At 71.2% G+C, this 20,398-nt stretch carries 16 protein-coding genes and 1 pseudogene; 13 read left to right on the top strand and 4 right to left on the bottom strand.

Annotation, left to right across the window (positions count from 1 at the left end; all coding sequences use genetic code 11):
• Positions 1 to 93: 93 nt before the first annotated feature.
• Positions 94 to 1,674 (bottom strand): MDR family MFS transporter, encoded by a 1,581-nt coding sequence (locus tag ABH941_RS27040; RefSeq protein WP_370132128.1) that lies wholly within the window; start codon positions 1,672 to 1,674, stop codon positions 94 to 96.
• Between the two features lie 186 nt (positions 1,675 to 1,860).
• A complete protein-coding gene (locus tag ABH941_RS27035) occupies positions 1,861 to 3,837 on the bottom strand; it encodes a putative Ig domain-containing protein (RefSeq protein ID WP_370132127.1) in 1,977 nt (658 codons plus the stop codon).
• Between the two features lie 278 nt (positions 3,838 to 4,115).
• On the opposite strand from ABH941_RS27035, the gene ABH941_RS27030 reads away from it, so the two are divergent.
• Positions 4,116 to 5,012 carry a TrmB family transcriptional regulator gene (locus ABH941_RS27030; protein WP_370132126.1) on the top strand — a complete coding sequence of 299 codons (897 nt, stop codon included), beginning with the start codon at positions 4,116 to 4,118 and terminating at the stop codon, positions 5,010 to 5,012.
• A 47-nt stretch (positions 5,013 to 5,059) separates the two neighbouring features.
• Here ABH941_RS27030 and ABH941_RS27025 read toward each other — a convergent pair whose 3' ends face one another.
• Together ABH941_RS27025 and ABH941_RS27020 are read right to left on the bottom strand one after the other, a co-directional pair.
• Positions 5,060 to 5,806, bottom strand: a complete 747-nt coding sequence (locus ABH941_RS27025) for a lytic transglycosylase domain-containing protein (protein WP_370132125.1) — start codon at positions 5,804 to 5,806, stop codon at positions 5,060 to 5,062.
• 561 nt (positions 5,807 to 6,367) lie between these two features.
• A complete protein-coding gene (locus ABH941_RS27020) occupies positions 6,368 to 6,616 on the bottom strand; it encodes a LapA family protein (protein ID WP_370132124.1) in 249 nt (82 codons plus the stop codon).
• A 101-nt stretch (positions 6,617 to 6,717) separates the two neighbouring features.
• Here ABH941_RS27020 and ABH941_RS27015 point away from each other — a divergent pair.
• The 12 genes and pseudogenes from ABH941_RS27015 to ABH941_RS26960 form a co-directional block, all read left to right on the top strand.
• A pseudogene (locus ABH941_RS27015) lies at positions 6,718 to 7,526 on the top strand (ROK family protein); the annotation flags it as partial.
• Positions 7,527 to 7,808: 282 nt separating this feature from the next.
• Positions 7,809 to 8,933: a sugar ABC transporter substrate-binding protein gene (locus ABH941_RS27010; protein ID WP_370132123.1), complete on the top strand. Its 1,125-nt coding sequence runs from the start codon at positions 7,809 to 7,811 to the stop codon at positions 8,931 to 8,933.
• Positions 8,930 to 9,712 (top strand): ATP-binding cassette domain-containing protein, encoded by a 783-nt coding sequence (locus ABH941_RS27005; protein WP_370132122.1) that lies wholly within the window; start codon positions 8,930 to 8,932, stop codon positions 9,710 to 9,712. Before ABH941_RS27010 ends, ABH941_RS27005 begins: the two co-directional genes overlap by 4 nt.
• Positions 9,709 to 10,959: a sugar ABC transporter permease gene (locus ABH941_RS27000; protein WP_370132121.1), complete on the top strand. Its 1,251-nt coding sequence runs from the start codon at positions 9,709 to 9,711 to the stop codon at positions 10,957 to 10,959. Before ABH941_RS27005 ends, ABH941_RS27000 begins: the two co-directional genes overlap by 4 nt.
• 38 nt (positions 10,960 to 10,997) lie before the next feature.
• Positions 10,998 to 12,113, top strand: coding sequence for a LacI family DNA-binding transcriptional regulator (locus tag ABH941_RS26995; protein ID WP_370132120.1), 1,116 nt, complete (start codon positions 10,998 to 11,000; stop codon positions 12,111 to 12,113).
• Positions 12,110 to 13,114 (top strand): sugar phosphate isomerase/epimerase family protein, encoded by a 1,005-nt coding sequence (locus tag ABH941_RS26990; RefSeq protein ID WP_370132118.1) that lies wholly within the window; start codon positions 12,110 to 12,112, stop codon positions 13,112 to 13,114. The genes ABH941_RS26995 and ABH941_RS26990 overlap by 4 nt, the downstream gene beginning before the upstream one ends.
• A gap of 54 nt (positions 13,115 to 13,168) precedes the next feature.
• A complete protein-coding gene (locus ABH941_RS26985) occupies positions 13,169 to 14,602 on the top strand; it encodes an aldehyde dehydrogenase family protein (protein ID WP_370132117.1) in 1,434 nt (477 codons plus the stop codon).
• A gap of 45 nt (positions 14,603 to 14,647) precedes the next feature.
• Entirely contained in the window at positions 14,648 to 16,615 is a 1,968-nt protein-coding gene (iolD, locus tag ABH941_RS26980; RefSeq protein WP_370132116.1) for a 3D-(3,5/4)-trihydroxycyclohexane-1,2-dione acylhydrolase (decyclizing), read from the top strand.
• The gene (locus ABH941_RS26975) at positions 16,612 to 17,391 is read left to right on the top strand and encodes an HpcH/HpaI aldolase/citrate lyase family protein (RefSeq protein ID WP_370132115.1); all 780 of its coding nucleotides are present in this window, start codon (positions 16,612 to 16,614) and stop codon (positions 17,389 to 17,391) included. Before iolD ends, ABH941_RS26975 begins: the two co-directional genes overlap by 4 nt.
• Before the next feature lie 20 nt (positions 17,392 to 17,411).
• Positions 17,412 to 18,671: a Gfo/Idh/MocA family protein gene (locus tag ABH941_RS26970; protein ID WP_370132114.1), complete on the top strand. Its 1,260-nt coding sequence runs from the start codon at positions 17,412 to 17,414 to the stop codon at positions 18,669 to 18,671.
• Entirely contained in the window at positions 18,664 to 19,623 is a 960-nt protein-coding gene (locus tag ABH941_RS26965; protein ID WP_370132113.1) for an NAD(P)-dependent oxidoreductase, read from the top strand. The genes ABH941_RS26970 and ABH941_RS26965 overlap by 8 nt, the downstream gene beginning before the upstream one ends.
• Complete coding sequence (locus ABH941_RS26960; protein WP_370132112.1) at positions 19,620 to 20,396, top strand: SDR family oxidoreductase; 777 nt, start codon at positions 19,620 to 19,622, stop codon at positions 20,394 to 20,396. The genes ABH941_RS26965 and ABH941_RS26960 overlap by 4 nt, the downstream gene beginning before the upstream one ends.
• The last annotated feature ends 2 nt before the right edge of the window (positions 20,397 to 20,398 follow it).

Genomic DNA, 20,398 nt, shown 5'->3' with positions numbered 1-20,398 from the left:
GGAGGCTGGAACTGAACCACTGGGGGCACGTTGCACCTACCCAGGGGCGCGGGGAACTGCGCGACCAGCCATCTACGGTTCGCAGCCGAAAACCTAGTCCGCCGAGGCGGCCAGCGGCTTCTCCTTGAGCACCAGCGCGAACACCAGCGCAACAGCGATGAACGGCACGCCGGTCAGGAACAGGTCGCCGATGGAGTGCGCGAACGCCGCCGTGACATGCTCCTTCACCACGGCCGGCAGGTGCTGTATCGCCTGGACGTTGTTGGCATCCAGCTTCGCGCCGCCGCCGCTGCCGGCCGCGCCGCCGGCGAACTCCTGTTTCATGTAGTGGGCCAGCCGGCTGGTCAGCACCGTCCCGAAGATCGCGGTGCCGATGGACGCGCCGATCTGCCGGAAGAAGGTGGCCGAGGCCGTGGCCACGCCCATGTCGCGGAAGTCCACCGAGTTCTGGATGGCGGTGACCATGGTCTGCATGGTCAGGCCCAGGCCCGCGCCAAAGGCGAAGGCGTACAGCGCCACCTGCCAGTAGGCGGTGGTGTTGCTGAGGGTGCTGAGCAGCACCAGCGACCCGATGATCACCGCGGCGCCCACGATCGGGAAGATCTTGTACTTCCCGGTCCTCGCCATCAGCCGGCCCGAGGTGATCGCGGTGGCCATGATCCCGGCGACGGCCGGCAGCATGCCCAGCCCGGACTTGGTCGCCGACATCCCCTGTACGGCCTGGAGGTAGACCGGCAGGTAGATGATGCCGCCGAACATGGCGAACCCGGCGAAGAAGCCGAAGCCGTTGCCCACCGAGAAGATCGGGTTGCGGAACAGCCGCAGCGGCAGGATCGGCTCGGCCGCCCTGCGCTCGATCACTATGAAGCCCGCGGTCAGCAGGATCGCCGCGCCGAGCAGCAGCAGGCCCTGCCAGGAGGCCCAGCCGTAGCTGGTGCCGGCCCAGTTCAGGTACAGCAGCAGGCTGGTGACGCCGGTGACGATCGCGGCGGAGCCCAGGTAGTCGATGCTGTGCTCGCGGCGGTCGACCGGCAGCTTCAGTGCGAAGGAGCAGACCACCAGCGCGCCCAGGCCGATCGGCAGGTTGATGTAGAAGATCCAGCGCCAGCCGATGGAGTCGGTGAACCAGCCGCCGAGCAGTGGTCCGGCCACGCTGGAGAGGCCGAAGACCGCGCCCATCAGCCCCTGGTAGCGGCCCCGCTCCCGAGGCGGTATCACGTCGCCGATGATGGCGAAGGCGAGCGACATCAGACCGCCGCCGCCGATGCCCTGGACCGCCCGGAAGCCGATCAGCTCGCCCATGTTCTGGCTGAGCCCGGCGAGCGCGGAACCGATCAGGAAGATCACGATCGCGGACTGGAAGATGATCCGGCGGCCGTAGAGGTCGGAGATCTTGCCCCAGAGCGGGGTGGCCGCGGTGGAGGTGAGCAGATAGGCGGTGACCACCCAGGAGAGCTTGTCGATGCCGCCGAGCTGGCTGACGATGGTCGGCAGTGCGGTGCCGACGATGCTCTGGTCGAGGGCGGCGAGCAGCATGCCCGCCATCAGGCCGCCCATGACGACCATGATCTGCTTGTGGCTCAGGTAGTGGGGACCGTCGCCGGGCGCCTCCGGTACGGGCTCGGGTGGGGTCGCGGTGGGTTCGGTCGCTGTGTCGACCGGGGAGTCGGACATGGGTGGCTGTGCTCCTGGGTGGTTCACCGTTCGCTGCTCGGATGCGAGCAGGTGGGCACCGTATCGCGCGGCACCGACAATCCGGAACGCCGTCCTTTCCCCAGGGGGGACAAGCAGGACTGCCCCTGCCGCGGGAAACCCGTGGCAGGGGCAGCCTGTGTGACATCGGCGCAGGTCAGGTGAGTGTCAGGAGACAGTCACATTGTCGTAGTAGGTGTACGTGGGGTCGCCGGTGTAGTTGTCGTCCTTGCTGGTCAGGGTGAGGGTGTAGGAGTGGCCCGCGGTGATCGTGGCGGACTTGGTGATCCAGCCGGAGGAGGACACGCAGGTCTTGGCCAGCACCGTGGTGGTGGTCCCGGAGGTGTTGTCCTTCAGCGTGGCGGTGGCCCAGTCGTAGGTCACGGTGTCCGGGCAGGTCACGTTGTAGTCGAAGGACAGCTTGGTGCTGCCGGTGGGCGCGGTGAAGGTCTGCGCCACCGAGGAGGTGTTGGACGGGCTGGTGGAGCCGACCATCGCGCCGTAGCTGCCGCTGTGGGCGGCCGACGTGGTGACCGCGGTGGTCCCGGTCGAGGTCCAGCCGGACAGGGTGCCGGTCTCGAAGCCGCCGTTGGTCACGCCGCCGGTGACGGTGGTGGAGACGGTCCAGCTGAAGGAGGCGCTGCCGGAGGCCCCGGTGGCGTCGGTGGCGGTCACGGTCACCGAGGAGGTGCCCGCCGTGGTCGGGGTGCCGGAGATCAGGCCGGTGGAGGAACTGATGGACAGTCCGGCCGGCAGGCCGGTGGCCGAGTAGGTCAGCGTGGAGCCGGCCGAGTCGGACGCGCTGATCTGCAGCGAGACCGCGGTGCCGACAGTGGTGCTCTGGGTGCCGGGGCTGGTGACGGTCACGGTGTTGCCGGTGCTGGTCCCGGCGGCGAAGGCGGTCAGGCCGTTGGGGGTGCCCAGACCGGTGGGACCGTCGTAGCCGACCTCGGCGGTGCAGAGGTAGGCCGGGGAGCAGCTGCCGTTGCTGCCGCTGGTGACGTCGTTGAGGGCGCTGGTGTGCTGGTACGGGTACTTGGCGGGGTAGTCGCTCGTCCCCGGGGTGCCCGCGTCGGCGTAGACGCTGGCGATGATCGGGGAGGAGGCGCTGGTGCCGCCGTAGACCTGCCAGCCGGAGGCGCCGTAGCTGTCGTAGACGGCCACGCCGGTGGCGGGGTCGGCGACGGCGGAGACGTCGGAGATGGTGCGGTTGGAGCAGCCGGTGTCGGTCTGCCAGGTCGGCTTGGCGTCGTAGGAGGAGCAGCCGGAGCCGGTGCCCTCGGTGCTGCTGGTGGACCACACGCTCTCGGTCCAGCCGCGGGAGTTGGACGAGGTCGACAGCGAGGTGCCGCCGACCGAGGTGACGTACTTGGAGGCGGCCGGGTACTCGGCGCCGTAGGCGCTGTCACCGGCGGAGACGGTGATCGCCACGCCCGGGTGGTTGAAGTAGCTGGAGTCGGAGCTGGTATCGGTGGAGTCCTCGGACCCGCCGTAGCTGTTGGAGACGTACTTGGCGCCCAGGGCGACGGCCTCGTTGACGGCCGTGCCCAGGTCGCTCATGTTCGCCGAGCTGGCCTCGACCAGGATGATGTGGGCGGCGGGGGCGACCGCGGAGACCATGTCCAGGTCCAGCGAGATCTCCCCGGCCCAGCCGGAGTCGGCGGTCGGGTAGCTGGTGCCGCCGGTCTGGTCGACCTTCTTGAAGCAGCCGTTGGCGGTGGTGCAGGCGGAGAGCCCGTACTGGCTGCGGTAGGCGGCCAGGTCGGACTCCGCGTTGGGGTCGTCCAGGGCGTCCACGATGGCCACCGTGGCGCCGGAGCCGCCGTTGGCCGGCAGGGCGTAGGCGCTCTTCAGACTGGTCGGGCCGTAGCCCGAAGGGGTGGCCAGCGGGGAGATCGCGTTGGCCTTGAACGCCGCGGGCTGGGTCACATCGGTCCTGGCCAGCGCGAGGCAGGCCATCTGGTGCGTGTGCGCCGGAGCGGAGCAGAGCCGCTTGACGTGAACCGCGGCGGATGACCCGCTCTGGCTGGTGGCCGCGCCCGCCGGGGCGGCAGCCGCGAAGAACCCGCCGACGAGCGCGGCGGCGGATATTGCGGCGACTGCGGCTCTGCGCAGTCCTCGACGAGTGGTGCTGGGGGTGTGCAACAGACGGCCCTCCAGGGGGGTGAGGCCGGCATCCGAAACGCCCTCGTGGGGCGGCTCGCCACCGACCGGGGGTAGCGTCAGGCACATGACAACGCATGGTACCTGACACCCCGTTGAGTGGTGCTCAGCGCCGAGAAGATTAGCGAACACATGACAAGCCCACAAGAAGTTCTCAGCGATCAGCACACTTCCCTGGGAAAATCCTGTGAGAGGGGTCTTTCAACCAGGACGTGGACACGGCTTGCCAAAGCGGGGACCATCGCCGCTACGGTGCCTCCATGCAAACGGACGACAGGCGCGCAGCGGACCTCGAAGAGCTCGGCCTCACCAACTACGAGGCGCGGGTGTATCTCGCGCTGATCCGGCGTGACGTGTTCACTGCGGCGGAGGTCGCCCGCGAGGCGCAGGTGCCCAGGCAGCGGGTGTACGACGTACTGGAGGGCCTGACCCGGCGCCAACTCGCGGTCCTGCACCCGGGACGGGTGGCGGGCTACTCCGCGGTCGCCCCCGAGATCGCCGTCGACCGGCTGATGGAGCAGCAGCGCCGGTCCCTGGGCCGGCTGGAGCGGCTCTCCGACGAGCTCGCCCGGGAGCTGCTGCCGACCTGGGACAGCGGCCGCACCCACACCGACCCGCTGGACTACGTCGAGGTGCTGCGGGACGCGGCCGACATCAGCGAGCGCTTCGCCCGGATCCAGTCCGAGGCCGAGCGCGAGCTGCTGAGCTTCTCCCGTCCGCCGTGGGTGACCCCGTCCGAGAACACCGCGGGCCTGGAGGCCACCGCCCGGATGCACGCGGCCGGCCGCACCAACCGCGCGCTCTACAGCCGCGACGTGCTGGACGACCCGGCGATGCTGGAGGTCATCCGCCGCTTCGCCGAGGTCGGCGAGGAGATCAGGATCGCCGACAGCCTGCCGTTGAAGCTGATCGTCACGGACGGCTCCACGGTGCTGTGCGACATGCCCGACCCGGTGGCCAGGACCGGCGCCACCACCGCGCTGGTGATCCGCCACCCCTCGCTGGCGGAGACCCTGCGGCTGGCCTTCCACAGCATCTGGGAGCAGTCGCCCACCCTGGAGGAGGCCTTGAAGCTGCGCGACGCCGCGTCAAGGTCCGAGGCGGCGCCGGCCGAGGCCGCCGCCGAGGACGGCCCCGTCGCGGAGGACCCTTCGTAGCACCTTGCCGGTCAGGTTTCGCGGGGTAACGGCCAGGAGCAGGGCTGTCAGTACCAGTTGTTGGCCTGCCAGAACTGCCAGGCGGCGTTCGGGCTGCCGTAGCGGTCGTTCATGTAGCTGAGGGCCCAACGGATCTGGGTCTCGGCGCTGTTCTGCCAGTCGGAGCCGGCCGAGGCCATCTTGGAGCCGGGCAGGGCCTGGCCCAGGCCGTAGGCGCCGGAGGAGGCGTTGGTGGCGTGGACGTCCCAGCCGCTCTCGTGGGAGATGATCTCGTCGAAGGAGGCCAGCTGGTCGGCCGGGACGATCTGCGCGGCTATCGACTGCGGGCTGCCACTGAGGGTGGTCCGGGTCTGCGACCGGGAGGCGGCCTGCGTGGCAGCGGCTGCGGCCCGGGCGGCGGCCTTCTCGGCGGCGAGCCTGTCGGCGGCGGCCTTGGCAGCGGCAGCCTTCTCGGCTGCGGCCTTCTCCGCAGCGGCCCTGGCGGCAGCAGCCTTCTCCGCGGCAGCCTTGTCGGCAGCGGCCTTGGCGGCGGCGGAGGCGGACGCGGAGGCCCGGACAGCGGCGGCCTTCAGAGCCGCGGCCTTGGCGACAGCGGCCTTCTCGGCGGCGGCCTGGGCGGACGCGGAAGCCGAGGCGGAAGCGGCGGCCTGCAGGTCGGCGACCTTCTGCAGGCTGTCGACCTGCGAGACGGCGGCGGTCGGGGTCGCGGCGGAGGTTTCGGCGACCACGGCGCCGGCGACGGCCAGGCCACTCACGGAGACTGCGGCGATGATGGCAGCCGTGCGCCTGGGCACACGAAGAACAGGCTTGCGGTGCATGGGAGAGGACCTCAATCGGCTGGCTCGACGGCTGGCCGACTGATTCCTCAGGGCGGGACAGGTGCCCTGGGGAGTCGGATCAGCGCCTGGGGCACCCCGGTTTCGGCTGGTGCCGGATGAAGGCGGCCCCGCTGGATCAGTACTCCGATCGGTACTGCGATCAGCGGGGCCGCCGTGACGACTTCGCCATTCTTAGCGGGTCGTCGGCCCAGGTCCAAGGCCCCTATTACTATGCGGCTCCGTAGTCGAACACCGTTCGTGTTGCCGTTTCGGGCGCGGGACTACCCCGCGCCGGGACAACCGAAACACCGGATTCCACTTGTTTCGAAATCCGGACATAGGGGTGTGAGCAGGGGATAAACACCTGCTGGGCGCCGACCCCGGCGAAGTGGGGGACAGCCCTCCCCCAGGTGAACGACAGGTTGTTCCCAGGTGAGGAAAGGATCAACTATCGGGCTTCGTGGACGACCCCGGCCATGTGGCGGGGGTCACCTCACGGGGGCGCAACCGGAGCCTCGCACGCCTCTTCCGGTACCCCTAGCCGCGGTCCCGGTACCGCCGCACGAACCACCCCAGCAGCATCCCGGCCACCAGGATCACCGCCAGCACCAGCCACAGCGGCGAGCTGACCGTGGAGAGGCCCCAGAGGTGGATCTTCACCGAGGAGGTGTTCATCAGGATGAACCAGACGGCGAGGATCGCGACGACCGCGAAGACCACCATCCGCGCATTGACGGTCAGCCCGCCGATCTTGCGGCCCACTGCGGTGTCGCTCTTCCTGGCCATGCACTCATTCTGGGCAGGCACGGCGGGCCCCGCTCGCTGGATGCCGCCGCCCGGGAAAAGTTAAGTATCTTTACTTATCGCAGGAGTCGAGGACTGGTCGGACCGGTCTCGAGCGGGGCGACATCGTCGAGGCCGTGGTCGGCGCTCCCGGGGTATTCGACGAGCAGACCGGACGGGTCCGCTACGCGGTCAACCTGCCCGGGTGGGGCCGCAGCGGCCTGGTCGCCGGGATGCGGGAGGGCCTGGGCACCTCGCTGACCCTGCACAACGACGCCAACCTGGCCGCGATCGGCGAGTACGCCTGCGGCGCGGGGAAGGACAGCCGGCTCTTCGTCTACATCCTCATCGGCACCGGGCTCGGCATGGGCGTGGTGGCCGACGGCGAGCTGTTCCGCGGGGCGCACGGCGCGGCCGGCGAGATCGGCTTCCTGCCGCTGCTGACCAACCCGATGCCGCCGTCCGGCCCATCCCCGGTGGAGGGCGCGCCGCGGCGGGGCAGCCTGGAGGACGCGGTGTCCGGCGAAGCCGTGGTCCGCGGGGCCCGCGAGCTCGGGATGACGGGCGCGCAGGCGCTCACCGCCAAGCAGGTGTTCGAGGCGGCGCGGAAGGGCGACCCCGCGGGGGGGCCGCGGTGCGGCAGGAGGGGGAGCGGCTGGCGCATGTCGTCGCGGCGGTGTCCTCCGTCCTGGACCCGGACCTGGTGGTCCTGGGCGGCGGCGTCGGCCACAGCGCGGACCTGCTGCTGCAGACGGTGGAGGACACCCTCCACCTGCTCACCCCGCTGCGGCCCCGCGTCGCCCCCAGCGAGCTCGGCGACGACGCCGTCCTCCTCGGCGCAATCACAACTGCGTTGCGCTCAGCCCGCCCCAAGGTCTTCGACACCCACAGCGCCGACCATGCACCGAACTGAGGGGCAACTGAACCGCTGAGGGGAGATTGCACCTACCTGGGGGCGCGGGGAACTGCGCGAGCAACCATGCACCTCCGGGTTCCACGGTCTCGTGCTCACCGACTCCAGCGACACCGCCGTTCCCGCCGTCGCCGACGACGGTCGCCGCGCCCTCGTACGCCGTCGGCGTGCAAACGTTATCTCGTGCCTCGCACCTTCTTCTGCACAGGGTATTGACCTCCCCGAAACATGGGTGCAAAGGTTTGCACACCCGAGGGCCGGATCCACGAAGGAGTGTTATCCATGAGCCGTTCGCCCAGACCCCGAAGACTCGCCGTCCGCCTGACCGCCCTGTCGGCGACCGCCCTGCTGCTCGCCTCCTGTGCCTCCGGCACCGGGAGCAGCAGCTCCGGCGGCGGCAAGACCGTCTACATGCTGCTGCCCGACACCACGACCGTCCGCTTCACCACCCAGGACGGCCCGGACTTCCAGGCGGCGATGCAGAAGGACATGCCCGGCGTCAAGGTCGTCATCCAGAACGCCGAGGACGACCCGCAGAAGCAGGTCCAGCAGGTCGAGACCGCCATCGCGGGCGGTGCGTCCGCGATCGTGCTGGTCGCGGCCGACCCCTATATCGCCGGCGGCGCGCTGCAGCAGGCGTCCGCCGCCAAGGTCCCCGTGCTGCTCTACGACCACGACGCGCGTGGCGGGAACGCGGCGGCGCAGGTCGTCTTCGACTCGCTGTCGGTCGGCCAGAACCAGGGCAAGGACGCTGCCGCGCAGCTCTCCGCCGGTACCACGGCCAAGCCCAAGATCATCGCCCGCATCTACGGGAACCAGGGCGACTACGGCACCACCCAGTACAAGAAGGGCCAGGACCAGTACCTCCAGCCGCTCATCGCGGCCGGGAAGGTCAAGGTCGCCTGCGAGACCTACACGCCCAACTGGGACCCGGCCAAGGCACAGACCGAGATGGAGCAGTGTCTGACCAAGACCGGCAACCACCTGGACGGCGTCGTGGTCATGAACGACGGCACCGCCGGCGGTGTCATCGCGGCGCTCAACGCCCAGGGTCTGGCCGGCAAGGTGCCGGTGGTCGGTGGTCAGGACGCCAACCTGCAGGCGGTCCAGTACATCCTGCTCGGCTACCAGTACGACACGGTCTACAAGCCGTTCAAGCTGCAGGCCGCCAAGGCCGCCGATCTGACGGTGCAGCTCCTCAAGACCGGCAAGATCAACAGCAGTGACGTCGACGGCTATGTGGACAACGGGTTCATGAAGCCCGGCGTCCCGGCGGCCTTCCTGCCCGTCCAGAACCTGCACGCCGACACGGTCGGAACGCTCGTCAAGGACGGCGTCTGGACCTGGAAGCAGATCTGCACCGGCCCCACCGCCGCGACCGCGACCTGCAAGAAGGAGTCGCCATGAGCACCGGCACTGCCGCCGTGACCACGGCGGTCCCGCTCCTCGAACTCCGCCGGGTGTTCAAGGTCTTCGGGGGCGTGCACGCCCTGGAGGGCATCGACCTCGCTGTCGGCCATGGCGAGATCGTGGCCGTGGTCGGCGACAACGGCGCCGGAAAATCGACGCTGATGAAGATCATCTCCGGACTGCAGCCCGCTGACGGAGGCGAGATCCTCATCGACGGCAAGCCGGTCGAGCTGCGCCGCCCGGCCGACTCCACTGCGCTCGGCATCGAGACCGTCTACCAGGACCTCGCCCTGTGCGACAACCTCGACACCGTCCAGAACCTCTTCCTCGGACGGGAGGAGGCCCGGCCCCTGCTGCACGGCGGGCGTCTGCGCCGCGCGGACATGGAGCACCGGGCCCAGGAGACCATCCGCCGTCTGGGCGCGAAGATCCCCTCGCTGCGCACGCCCGTCGGCCGTCTCTCCGGCGGCCAGCGCCAGTCCATCGCGGTCTGCCGGTCCACGCTCTCCGACCCGCGGCTCGTGCTGATGGACGAGCCGACCGCAGCGCTCGGCGTCGAGCAGAGCACCGGCGTGCTCAGCCTGATCCGCCGGCTGCGCGAGGAGCACGACTGCGCGATCGTGCTCATCTCGCACGCCCTGCGCGACGTCCTGGACATCGCCGACCGCATCGTCGTGCTGCGCCTGGGCAGCAAGGTCGCCGAGTTCGACAACACCGAACGGACCACCAACTCGGACCAACTCGTCGCCGCCATCACAGGAATCTCGGCACCATGACCACATCGAACCATTCGCCCGCAGCTGTCGCCGCAACTCCGTCCCCGCCGCCCGCCGCGCGCATCGAGGAGCGCAGGTACAACCGCCGGAGGGCGCTGGAGGCCATCGCCGGACAGTACCGATTCGTGCCTGTCCTTCTCATGCTGGCCGTGATCTGGGCCTTCTTCACCACCCAGAACAGCGCCTTCCTGGGGAGCCGCAATCTCACCGGCCTGCTGGTGCAGATCGTCGTCACCGCGACGATCGCGCTGGGCATCGTCTTCGTCCTGCTGCTCGGCGAGATCGATCTCTCGGTCGCCGCCAACAGCGGCGCCTCGGCGACGCTCACCGCGATCCTCGTGGTCAACCACCACTGGTCCGCCTGGCTCGCCGTGCTGGCCGGGGTCGCGGTCGGGGCGGCGATCGGCCTGGTCCAGGGAGCGATCGTCACCCAGTTCGGGGTGCCGTCCTTCGTCGTCACGCTGGGCGCCCAACTCGCGCTGCTGGGCGCGATCCTGGTGCTGCTGCCCGGCGGCACCGGACAGGTCAGCCTCTTCGGCACCGGCATCGCCACGCTCTCCAGCACCTACTTGCCACCCGCCCTGGGCTGGGCGCTGATGGTCGTCGGCGTCGCCGCCTTCGTCCTGCTGCGCCTGCTGGCTGTGCGCGAGTCCCGGCGCCGTGGCAAGGACGTGAGCCTGGCGCGCACGGTGGCCGTCCCCGGCGTCCTGGTCGCCGCCGCCGGCGCCACGGCCGTGGCGGTGCTCAACAGCTACCTCGGCGTACCCCTGCCGGTGGTGATCCTCTTCGTACTGCTGGCAGTCTTCAGCTACCTCACCACGCAGACCCGTTTCGGCGTGCATCTCTACGCCGTCGGCGGCAACCCGGACGCCGCCCGTAGGGCGGGCATCCCCGTGGCCCGGGCCAAGATGATCGCGTTCAGCCTGGCGGGTGCGCTGGCCGCGCTGGGCGGCATCCTCGCCGCCTCGCGCCTGCTCGGCGTGTCGGCCTCCTCCGGCACCGGCACGGTGCTGCTGGAGTCCATCGCCGCGGCCGTGATCGGCGGGACGAGCCTCTTCGGCGGGCGCGGCAGCGTCTGGGACGCGCTGCTCGGTGCCCTGGTGATCGGTTCCATCTCCAACGGCCTCGACCTGATCGGTGCGCAGACCGTGGTCAAGTACGTCGCCGAGGGGTCCATCCTCGTCCTCGCGGCGACCGTGGATTCGATCCTCACTCGTGGCAGTCTCTTTGCCCGAGCGACCACGTAGGACTACTCACCCAGAGACCGCCCGTGCAAGGAGCCCCGATGCCTTCCATCCAGGACCAGACCCCCGGTCCGGTCGATCCGTCCCGCCGACGCCGTCCCACCCTCAACGACGTCGCCGCGATGGCCGGTGTGTCCGTATCCACGGTCAGCCGGGCGCTGGACGGAAACCCCCGCATCACGGGGGACACCCAGCGGAAGGTCGTCGAGGCGGCCACCGCGCTGGGCTTCCGGCGGAACATCTCCGCACGGTCCCTGCGCACCCAGTCGTCCATGCTCATCGGCGTCATCGTTCCCGACATCGCCATCGCCTTCTACGCCCAGGTGCTGAAGGCGGCACAGAACGTGCTCGAAGCGGCCGGCTACCAGGTCGTCGTGATGAACACCGAGCGCGACGCCCAGCACGAGACCGCCGCCCTGCGCACCCTGCAGGCCCGCCAGGTCGACGGTCTGCTGATCGCCACCACCGGCGGCTACGTTCCGGACTGGGGACCGGTCGTCTTCTTCGACCACGTCATCCGGGACACCGGCCTGGGCTACGTCAGCCCGGACAACGCCGGAGGGATGAGCGCCCTCGTGGAACACCTGGCGGTGGTACACGGCCACACCAGGATCGCTTTCCTGGGCGCGCCGACCGGCCTGGCCGACCGGTCCCAGCGCCTGGAGAACGCACCCGCCACCGAGCGGCTGGAAGCCTTCCGCAACGTCATGGGCAGGCTGCTGCTGCCGGTGCCCCCGGAGTACCTGGCCTACGGCGACTACGAGTGGACCGAGGCCAGTGCGCAGCGGGCGGTGACCGAACTCATGCGGCTGGACCAGCCGCCCACCGCCATTGTCGCCGCAGCCGACACCCTCGCTCTTGGCGCGCTCCGCCAGCTCCGTGCCGACCGGCACGGAGTCGGCACGGAGATCGCCCTGGTCTCCTTCGACGACCCGGTCTCCAGCGACCTGCTCGACCCACCGATGACCGCCCTCGGCCGACACGACCGCGAACTCGGCGAGATCGGCGCCCGGATGCTGCTGGACGCGATCGACGCGGCCAAGTCCGGCGGGGCGCCGAAGACCGGAACCACCGAGACACGGGTGCCACTCGACCTCATCGTCCGGCGCAGCTGTGGCTGCGCACCCGCACCGCTTGAATCGGAGCATTCACCATGAGCCGACGTCCCGTCACGCTCTTCACCGGCCAGTGGGCCGACATGCCGATCGACGAACTCGCCGCGAAGGCAGGCCAGTGGGGTTACGACGGCCTCGAACTTGCCTGCTGGGGAGACCACTTCAACGTCCGCCAGGCCGTCACCGACCCCGGGTACGCCAAGCGGCAGCGCGCCCTCCTGGAACGCCACGGCCTCGGCGTCTGGGCGATCTCCAACCACCTGGCCGGCCAGGCCGTCTGCGACGTCCCCCTGGACCACCGGCACCGTGACGTGCTGCCGCCGCACGTGTGGGGCGACGGTGAGCCCGAGGGCGTGCGGGCGCGGGCCGCCGACGAGATGGCCGACACCGCGCGGGCCGCCGCCGCCCTCGGCGTCACCCGGGTGAACGGCTTCACCGGCTCCAGCATCTGGTACATGCTGGCCGGCTTCCCGCCCGTCTCTGCGGAGACCATCGACGCGGGCTTCGACGACTTCGTGGAGCGCTGGACCCCGATCCTGGACGTCTTCCAGGCCGAGGGCGTCGTCTTCGGCCTGGAGATCCACCCCGCCGAGATCGCCTACGACTACTGGACCACCGAGCGCACGCTCGCCGCCATGCAGCATCCCGCGTTCGGCATCAACTTCGACCCCAGCCACCTGCACTGGCAGCAGGTCGACCCGGTCGCCTTCCTGGAGGGCCACGGCGGGCGCGTGACCCATGTGCACTGCAAGGACGCCACCCGCCGCCTCGACGGCCGCAACGGCATCATCGCCTCCCACCTCCCCTTCGGCGACCCCCGACGGGGCTGGGACTTCCGCACCGTCGGGCGCGGTGGCATCGACTGGGAGGAGATCATGCGCGCGCTCAACCGCATCGGCTACGACGGCCCGCTCTCCGTCGAGTGGGAGGACGTCGGCCTGGACCGGGAGACCGCCGCGCCGGAGGCGCTGCGCTACGTCCGGTCGGTGGCTGCGGAGGCGTCCGACCGGCAGTTCGACGCAGCGTTCAGCGCGACCCGCTGATCCCGCGCCCGGTAACCCCGTCTTGTAAGTAGCTCTCAAAGATAGGTAGTTGTCATGGTGGACATGCTGATCGGCGGCGCCTGGACGCCTGCGGCGTCAGGCGCGGCCGAGGAGGTGACCTCTCCGTTCGACGGCGCGGCCGTCGGCGCCGTGCCGGTGGCCGGACTGAAGGACGTGGAGGCGGCGCTGGCGGCGGCCGAGTCGGGTGCGGCCGTCTGGCGTGCGACGCCGGCTCACGAGCGGATGCGGATACTCTTCCGCGCGGCCGACCTGGCCGACCGGCGCGCCGCGGAGACGGCGCGGCTGATCAGCGCCGAGACCGGCAAGACGATCACCGAGGCGACCGGGGAGGCGGGCCGCTCCGGCGAGATCATCCGGCTGGCCGCGTTCGAGGGCGCCCACCTGTACGGCGACACGCTGCCGCTGGACGCCAACCGGGGGACCGGACACGACAAGATCGGGTTCACGGTCCACCAGCCCTGCGGAGTGGTCGTCGCCATCACCCCGTTCAACTACCCCGCGCTGCTGGTCCTGCACAAGCTCGCACCCGCGCTGGCCGCCGGGAACGCCGTCGTGCTCAAGCCCGCCCGGACGACACCGCTGACCGCGCTCGCACTGGCCGCGTGCTTCGTCGACGCGGGCTTGCCGGAGGGCGTGCTCTCGGTACTGACCGGGCCGGGTGGAGTGCTCGGCGACGCACTGGTCTCGGACCCCCGGGTGCGCAAGGTCTCCTTCACCGGCTCGACCAGGACCGGCGAGCACATCACCCGCATGGCGGGCGTGAAGAAACTGTCGCTGGAACTGGGGGCCTCCTGCCCGGTCGTGGTACTGCCGGACGCCGATCTGGAGGCCGCCGCGTCGGCGATCGCCCTCGGCGGCTACATCAACGCCGGCCAGGTCTGCATCTCCGTGCAGCGCGTCATCACCCACCCGGCGATCAGCCGTGACTTCCTGGACGCGCTGGTGCCCAAGGTCGAAGCCATCCGCACCGGCGATCCCGCGTCGGCGGAGACCGGGATGGGCACACTGATCACGCAGCAGGAGGCGGAACGCGTCCGCGCGTCCATCGCCGCCGCGGTCGCGGGCGGCGCCCGGCTGCTGACCGGCGGAGAGCGGGACGGCGCGGTCATCGCACCCGCGGTGGTCGCGGACGTGGCCCCCGGCTCGCCGTTCAGCCAGGACGAACTGTTCGGCCCCGCCGTCGCCGTCAGCACCGCCGAGGACTGGCGGTCGGCGATCGACCAGGCCAACGGCACCGCCTACGGGCTGGGCGCGGGCATCTTCACCAGCGACGTCAGCGGCGCCGTACGGGCCATCCGGGAGATCGACGCGGGCACCGTCCACATCAACTGGACGCCCCTGTGGCGTGCCGACCTGATGCCCTACGGCGGGCTCAAGGGCAGCGGCATCGGCAAGGAGGGACCGCGCGCCGCCGTCGAGGAGATGACCGAGGTCAAGACCGTCATCCTGCACGGCCGTCCCTGGTAGCACCCGCTGTCCACGCCTGACGCACCCAAGGAAGGAAGACCCCTCGTGAGCGCGCCCCACCCCGAACCCACCACCCGGCTGACCGTGGCCCAGGCCACCGTCGCCTACCTCTCGCACCAGTACAGCGACGCCGACGGCGAACTGCGGAGGCTCATCCCGGCCACCCTCGGCATCTTCGGCCACGGCAACGTCGCCGGACTCGGCCAGGCGCTCGACCAGTTCTCGGACCGGATGCCGTTCGTCCAGGGCCGCAACGAACAGGCACTCGTCCACATGGCCACCGGCTACGCCAAGCACACCCGCCGCCACGCCACCCTCGCCGTCACCGCCTCGGTCGGGCCCGGCGCACTCAACATGGTCACCGGCGCGGGCCTGGCCACCGTCAACCGGCTGCCGGTGCTGCTTCTCCCCGGCGACACCTACGCGACCCGCCGTCAGGGACCGGTGCTGCAGCAGCTCCAGCACCCCACCGAGGCGGACCTCTCCGTCAACGACGCGTTCCGGCCGCTGGCCCGCTTCTTCGACCGGATCACCCGGCCCGAGCAGCTGCTGACGGCCCTCCCGGCGGCGATGCGGGTGCTCACCGACCCCGTCCTGGCCGGTGCCGTCGTCCTCTCGCTGCCGCAGGACGTGCAGTCGCACGCGTACGACTTCCCGACCGCGTTGTTCCGCGACACGGTGTGGCGGATCCGCCGCCCGGCCGCCGACCCGGACGAGGTGGCGCAGGTCGCCTCGCTGCTCGCGCAGGCCCAGCGGCCGCTGATCATCGCGGGCGGGGGCGTCCACTACTCCGGTGCCACGCCCGAGCTGGAGCGGCTGGCCGAGCTGGCGGGCATCCCGGTCACCGAGACCTTCGGCGGCAAGGGCGCCGTCCAGCGGCGTGCCTGGTGGCAGCTGGGCGGCATCGGTCTGGAAGGCACTCCCGCCGTCAACGAGCTGGCGCGCGAGGCCGATTTCGTCCTCACCGTGGGCTCCCGGCTCACCGACTTCGCCACCGCTTCGCACTCTCTCTTCCAGCACCACGGCGTGCGCTTCGCCAGCATCAACCTGGACGTCCAGGACGCGGGAAGGCTGGGCGCGGTCGGCATCGTGGCCGACGCCAAGCGCGCCCTGGCCGCCCTCGCCGACGAGCTCGAAGCCCGACGGATCGCCGCTCCCGCCGCCTGGCGGCAGCGCGTCGAAGCGGCGGACGCCGCGTGGACCCCGGTACGCGCCCGGGCCATCGACCCGCGCGTCCCGTTCGACAAGGCCGCGGTGCCCGCCGACTCCGACGTCGTCACCGACACCGACGCGGTGCTGACCCAGGGCCAGCTCATCGGACTGCTGCAGGAGCACGCCCAGCCCGGGGACACCGTCATCGCCGCCGCCGGAGGACCGCCCGGAGACCTGCAGAAGGTCTGGGACGCCACCGAGGGCCGCCAGTGCCACCTGGAGTTCGGCTTCTCCTGCATGGGCTACGAGCTGCCCGCCGCGATCGGCGTCAGACTCGCCGAACCCCGGCCGGAGGCCCGCGTCACCACCTTCATCGGCGACGGCACCTTCCTGATGGCGCCCACCGAACTGGTCACCGCCGCGCAGGAAGGCGCCGCCATCACCGTCGTCATCGCCGAGAACCACGGCTACCAGGTCATCCACCGCCTCCAGATGGGCCGCAGCGGCGCCGAGTTCGGCAACGAGTTCCGCTACCGGGACGGCGCGCTGGACCTGGCCGACGGCAAACCCGCCCGGCTGGAGAGCGACTACCTCGACGTCGACCTGGTCGGCATCGCCGCCGGGCTGGGCGCGCACGCCGTCCGGGCCACCACGGCCGACGAGGTCGCCGAGGCCCTCGCCACCACCCGGGGGCACCAGGGCCCGGTGGTCATCGTCGTCCCCGTGATCCCGCACGCCGACCTGCCGGGCGCGGGCGTCTGGTGGGACGTCGCCCCCGCCGAGGTCGCCGAGCAGCCGACCGTCGCCGCGCTGCGTGCCGAGTACGAGGCCGGGCTCGCCGGGCAGAGGTGGTTCGGATGACCTCCTCGCCACTGGACCACGGGCGCCTGCGCCGACGGCTGGCCGCCGGGGACACGACGGTGGGCACCTTCATCGGCACCGCATCCGCCGTCGCCGGCGAGGTCTGCGCCGCCGCCGGCCTCGACTGGCTGCTGCTCGACCTGGAACACGGCGCGGGCGGCGAGGAGCAGTTGCGCGCCCTCGTCCCGGCCGCCGCCGCCTACGGGGTGCCGACCATCGTCCGCGTCGAGTCCGCCGCGCGCATCCGCGTCGGGCGGGTGCTCGACCTGGGCGCCGCCGGCGTGATGCTGCCGCGCCTGGACAGCGCGGACGAGGTCGCCGCCGCGCTGCGGCACCTGCGTTACCCACCGCTCGGCGACCGGGGCGTGGCCACCTACAACCGCGCCTGCCGCTTCGGCCTCGACCCCGCCGCGCTGGAGCGCAGCGACAGCGAACTCCTCGGCGTGGTGCAGATCGAGTCGGTCGCCGCCCTGGACGAGGTCGACAAGATCGCCGCACTGGACGGCGCCGACGTACTGTTCGTCGGCCCGCGCGACCTCAGCCACGACCTCGGCCTCCCCGGACAGCTCACCGCCCCCCGCTACCTCGCCGCACTCGACCGGGTCCGCGCGGCCGCCGCCGCGCACGGCAAGGCATGCGGCCTGCTGGTCAACGACGGCGCCGGGGCGGCGGCCCGGATCGCCGAAGGCTGGACCTTCGTCGGTATCGGCTCCGACGCAACACTCCTCGCCGCCGCCGTCACCGCCCACCTCGCCCAGGCACGCACCGCGTCCTGACCACCTCTGGAGCAACAACCATGGTCAACGGTCACCACCCCGACGGCTCCGACGGCGCGGCAACGCTCGGCGTGGGTCTGATCAGCGCCGGCTGGATGGGCAAGCTGCACACCCGCGCCTACCAGTCCCTCCCCGTCGTCTACCCCGAACTCGGCGTCCGGCCCAGGCTGGTGCACGCCGCCGACACCGCACCCGACCGGGCCGCCTACGCCCGCGACGTGCTCGGCTACGCCCGCGTCTCCACCGACTACCGGGCCGTCCTCGCCGACCCCGAGGTCGACATCGTCTCCATCTGCGCGCCCAACCATGTGCACCGCGAGGTCGCGGTCGCCGCCGCGCGGGCGGGCAAGCCGTTCTGGATCGAGAAGCCGGTCGGACGGGACGTCACCGAGACCGCCGAGGTCGCCGCCGCCGCGCGGGCGGCCGGCGTCGAGACCTCCATCGGCTACAACTACCGTGGCGCACCCGCCGTCGAGCGCATCCGCGCACTGGTCGCGGACGGCACGCTCGGCCGGATCACCAACATCCGCTCCGTCTTCTACTGCGGCTACGCGGCCGAGCCCAAGGGCGCTCTCTCCTGGCGCTTCCGCCGCGAGTTGGCCGGCAGCGGCGCACTCGGCGACCTGCTCAGCCACGTCGTCGACCTGGTCCAGTACGTCGTCGGACCGATCGGCGAGGTCAGCTCGCTGCTCTCCACCGTGCACACCGAGCGGCCGGTGCTGCCCATGGGCTCCGGCACGCACTTCGCCGTCATCGAGGACGGCGAGATGGCGCCGGTCGAGAACGACGACCACGCCGCCGCGCTGGTCCGCTTCGCCCCCGGCCCGTACACCACCGGCGCCGTCGGCACCATCGAGGCTTCCCGCGTCATCGTCGGCCCGCAGTGCGGACTCGCCATCGAGGTCTACGGCACCGATGGCTCCGCGTCCTGGAACTTCGAGCAGCTGAACGAGTTCCGGCTCTGCCTCGGGCGCGGCGGACCCAACATCGGCTACACCACGGTCCTCGCCAACGCCTCGATGGGCGACTACGCCCGGTTCCAGCCCGGACCGGCGAACAGCATGGGCTTCGACGACCTCAAGGTGATCGAGGCGAAGAAGTTCCTCACCGCGCTGAGCGGCGGCGAACGGCGCAACGCCACCATCCACGACGCCCATCAGGACGCCGAGGTCCTCGCCGCCGTCGCCGCCTCGGCCGAGGACGGACGCTGGCACCCCGTCAGTACCGTCCCGGACGCCACCTACGGGCGGCAGCCGCACAGCGAGGCGACCCGTGTCTAGTCCCACCGTCGTAGCCCTCGGCAATGTCGATCCCGTCCTGGTGGCAGGACCCCTGCGGGGAAGTGCCGCCTTCGTGGCCCACCCCGGGCCGGACGACCTGGCCGCGGCCGTCGGAGCGATCGTCCGCGCCGACGCCGTGGTCGACCAGGACACGCTGGACCGGATGCCCAACCTCCGTGTGCTGGCCCGCACCGGGGTCGGCGTTGACCTGGTGGACATGGCCGAGGCGAGTACGCGCGGCATCGCGGTCGTCATCACCCCGGACAGCGGCTCCCAAGCGGTCGCCGAGGGCGTCCTGGGCATGGCGCTGCACCTGGTCAAACGCTTCGGACCGCTTACCCGGCTGGTCCGGGACGGGCAGTGGGCGCGGCGCGCGGACGTCGCCGTCGGCGACCTGTGCGGGGCGACCATCGGCATCGTCGGCTACGGCCGCATCGGGCGTCGGGTCGCCGCGCTCGCGGAGGCGTTCGGGATGCGGGTGCTCGCCCACGACCCGTTCGCCGCGCCGCCGGACGCGGTCAACTGCCCCGATCTGGACGAGTTGGCCGCGAGCAGCGACGTCATCACCCTGCATGTGCCGCTCACCGACGATACCCGCCAGCTGGTGGACCGCCGATTCCTGGCGTCCGTCAAGCCCGGGGCGGTGCTGGTGAACTGCGGTCGCGGCGGGCTGGTGGATCTGGACGCCGTACTGGACGCGCTCGTCGAGGGCCGGCTCTCCGGTGTCGGCCTGGACGTCTACGACCCCGAGCCGCCCGTCCACCACCCGCTCTTCGACCACCCTGACGTGCTGCTCACCCCGCACCTGATGGGACTGAGCACCCGCGCCACGGCCGCGACCTTCGCCGACGCGGCCCGGGGCGTCGCCGATGTACTTGCCGGACGGCGTCCGGCGGCGCTGGCCAACCCCGAGTGGGCGGCCACCGATCCTTCAGAGGAGAGATCACGATGACACTGCTGGACGACAAGGTCGTACTGGTCAGCGGGGGCAGTCAGGGCCTCGGCGCCGCCGTCGCCCGGGCCGCGGCCCGGGAGGGCGCGTCGGTGGCCGTCACCGGTCGCCGTGCCGGGCCCGGCCAGGCGCTGGTCGCGGAGCTCACCGCCACCGGGGCCGAGGCCTTCTTCGTGCGGACCGACGTCGCCGACGTCGCGCAGGCACGGGCGTCGGTGGCCGCCACGGTGAGCCGATTCGGGCGGGTGGATTCCCTGGTCAACTGCGCGGGCCTGACCACACGCGGTTCGCTGCTGGACACCTCACCGGAGCTGTTCGACGCGCACATCGCTGTCAACCTCCGAGCGCCGTTCTTCCTGATGCAGAGCGCCGTCGCCGACATGCTCTCCCGGCAGGCCACCGGGACGATCGTCAACATCTCCTCCACCTCGGCGCACTGCGGGCAGCCCTATCTCGCGCCGTACGCGACCGCCAAGGCGGGGCTGACCGGCCTCACCCGCAACGCGGCCCACGCCCACCGCTTCGACCGCATCCGCATCAACGGACTGAACCTCGGCTGGACGGACACCGAGGGCGAGGACACGATCCAGCGCGCCTTCCACGGCGGCGGTGACGACTGGCGCGAAGAGGCCGGGAAGAGCCTGCCCATGGGCCGGCTCGGGCGGGTGGACGAGATCGCCGACTTCGTCGTCTTCCTGCTCTCCGAGCGCAGCGGCGTGGTCACCGGCTCGGTCATCGACTGGGACCAGAACGTCATCGGCGCCATCGACTGAAA

Source organism: Streptacidiphilus sp. EB103A (assembly GCF_041261405.1).
Taxonomy (GTDB): Bacteria; Actinomycetota; Actinomycetes; order Streptomycetales; family Streptomycetaceae; genus Streptacidiphilus.
Note: the sequence above shows the minus strand (reverse complement) of the source record. Positions and strands in the feature narration are given on the sequence as shown.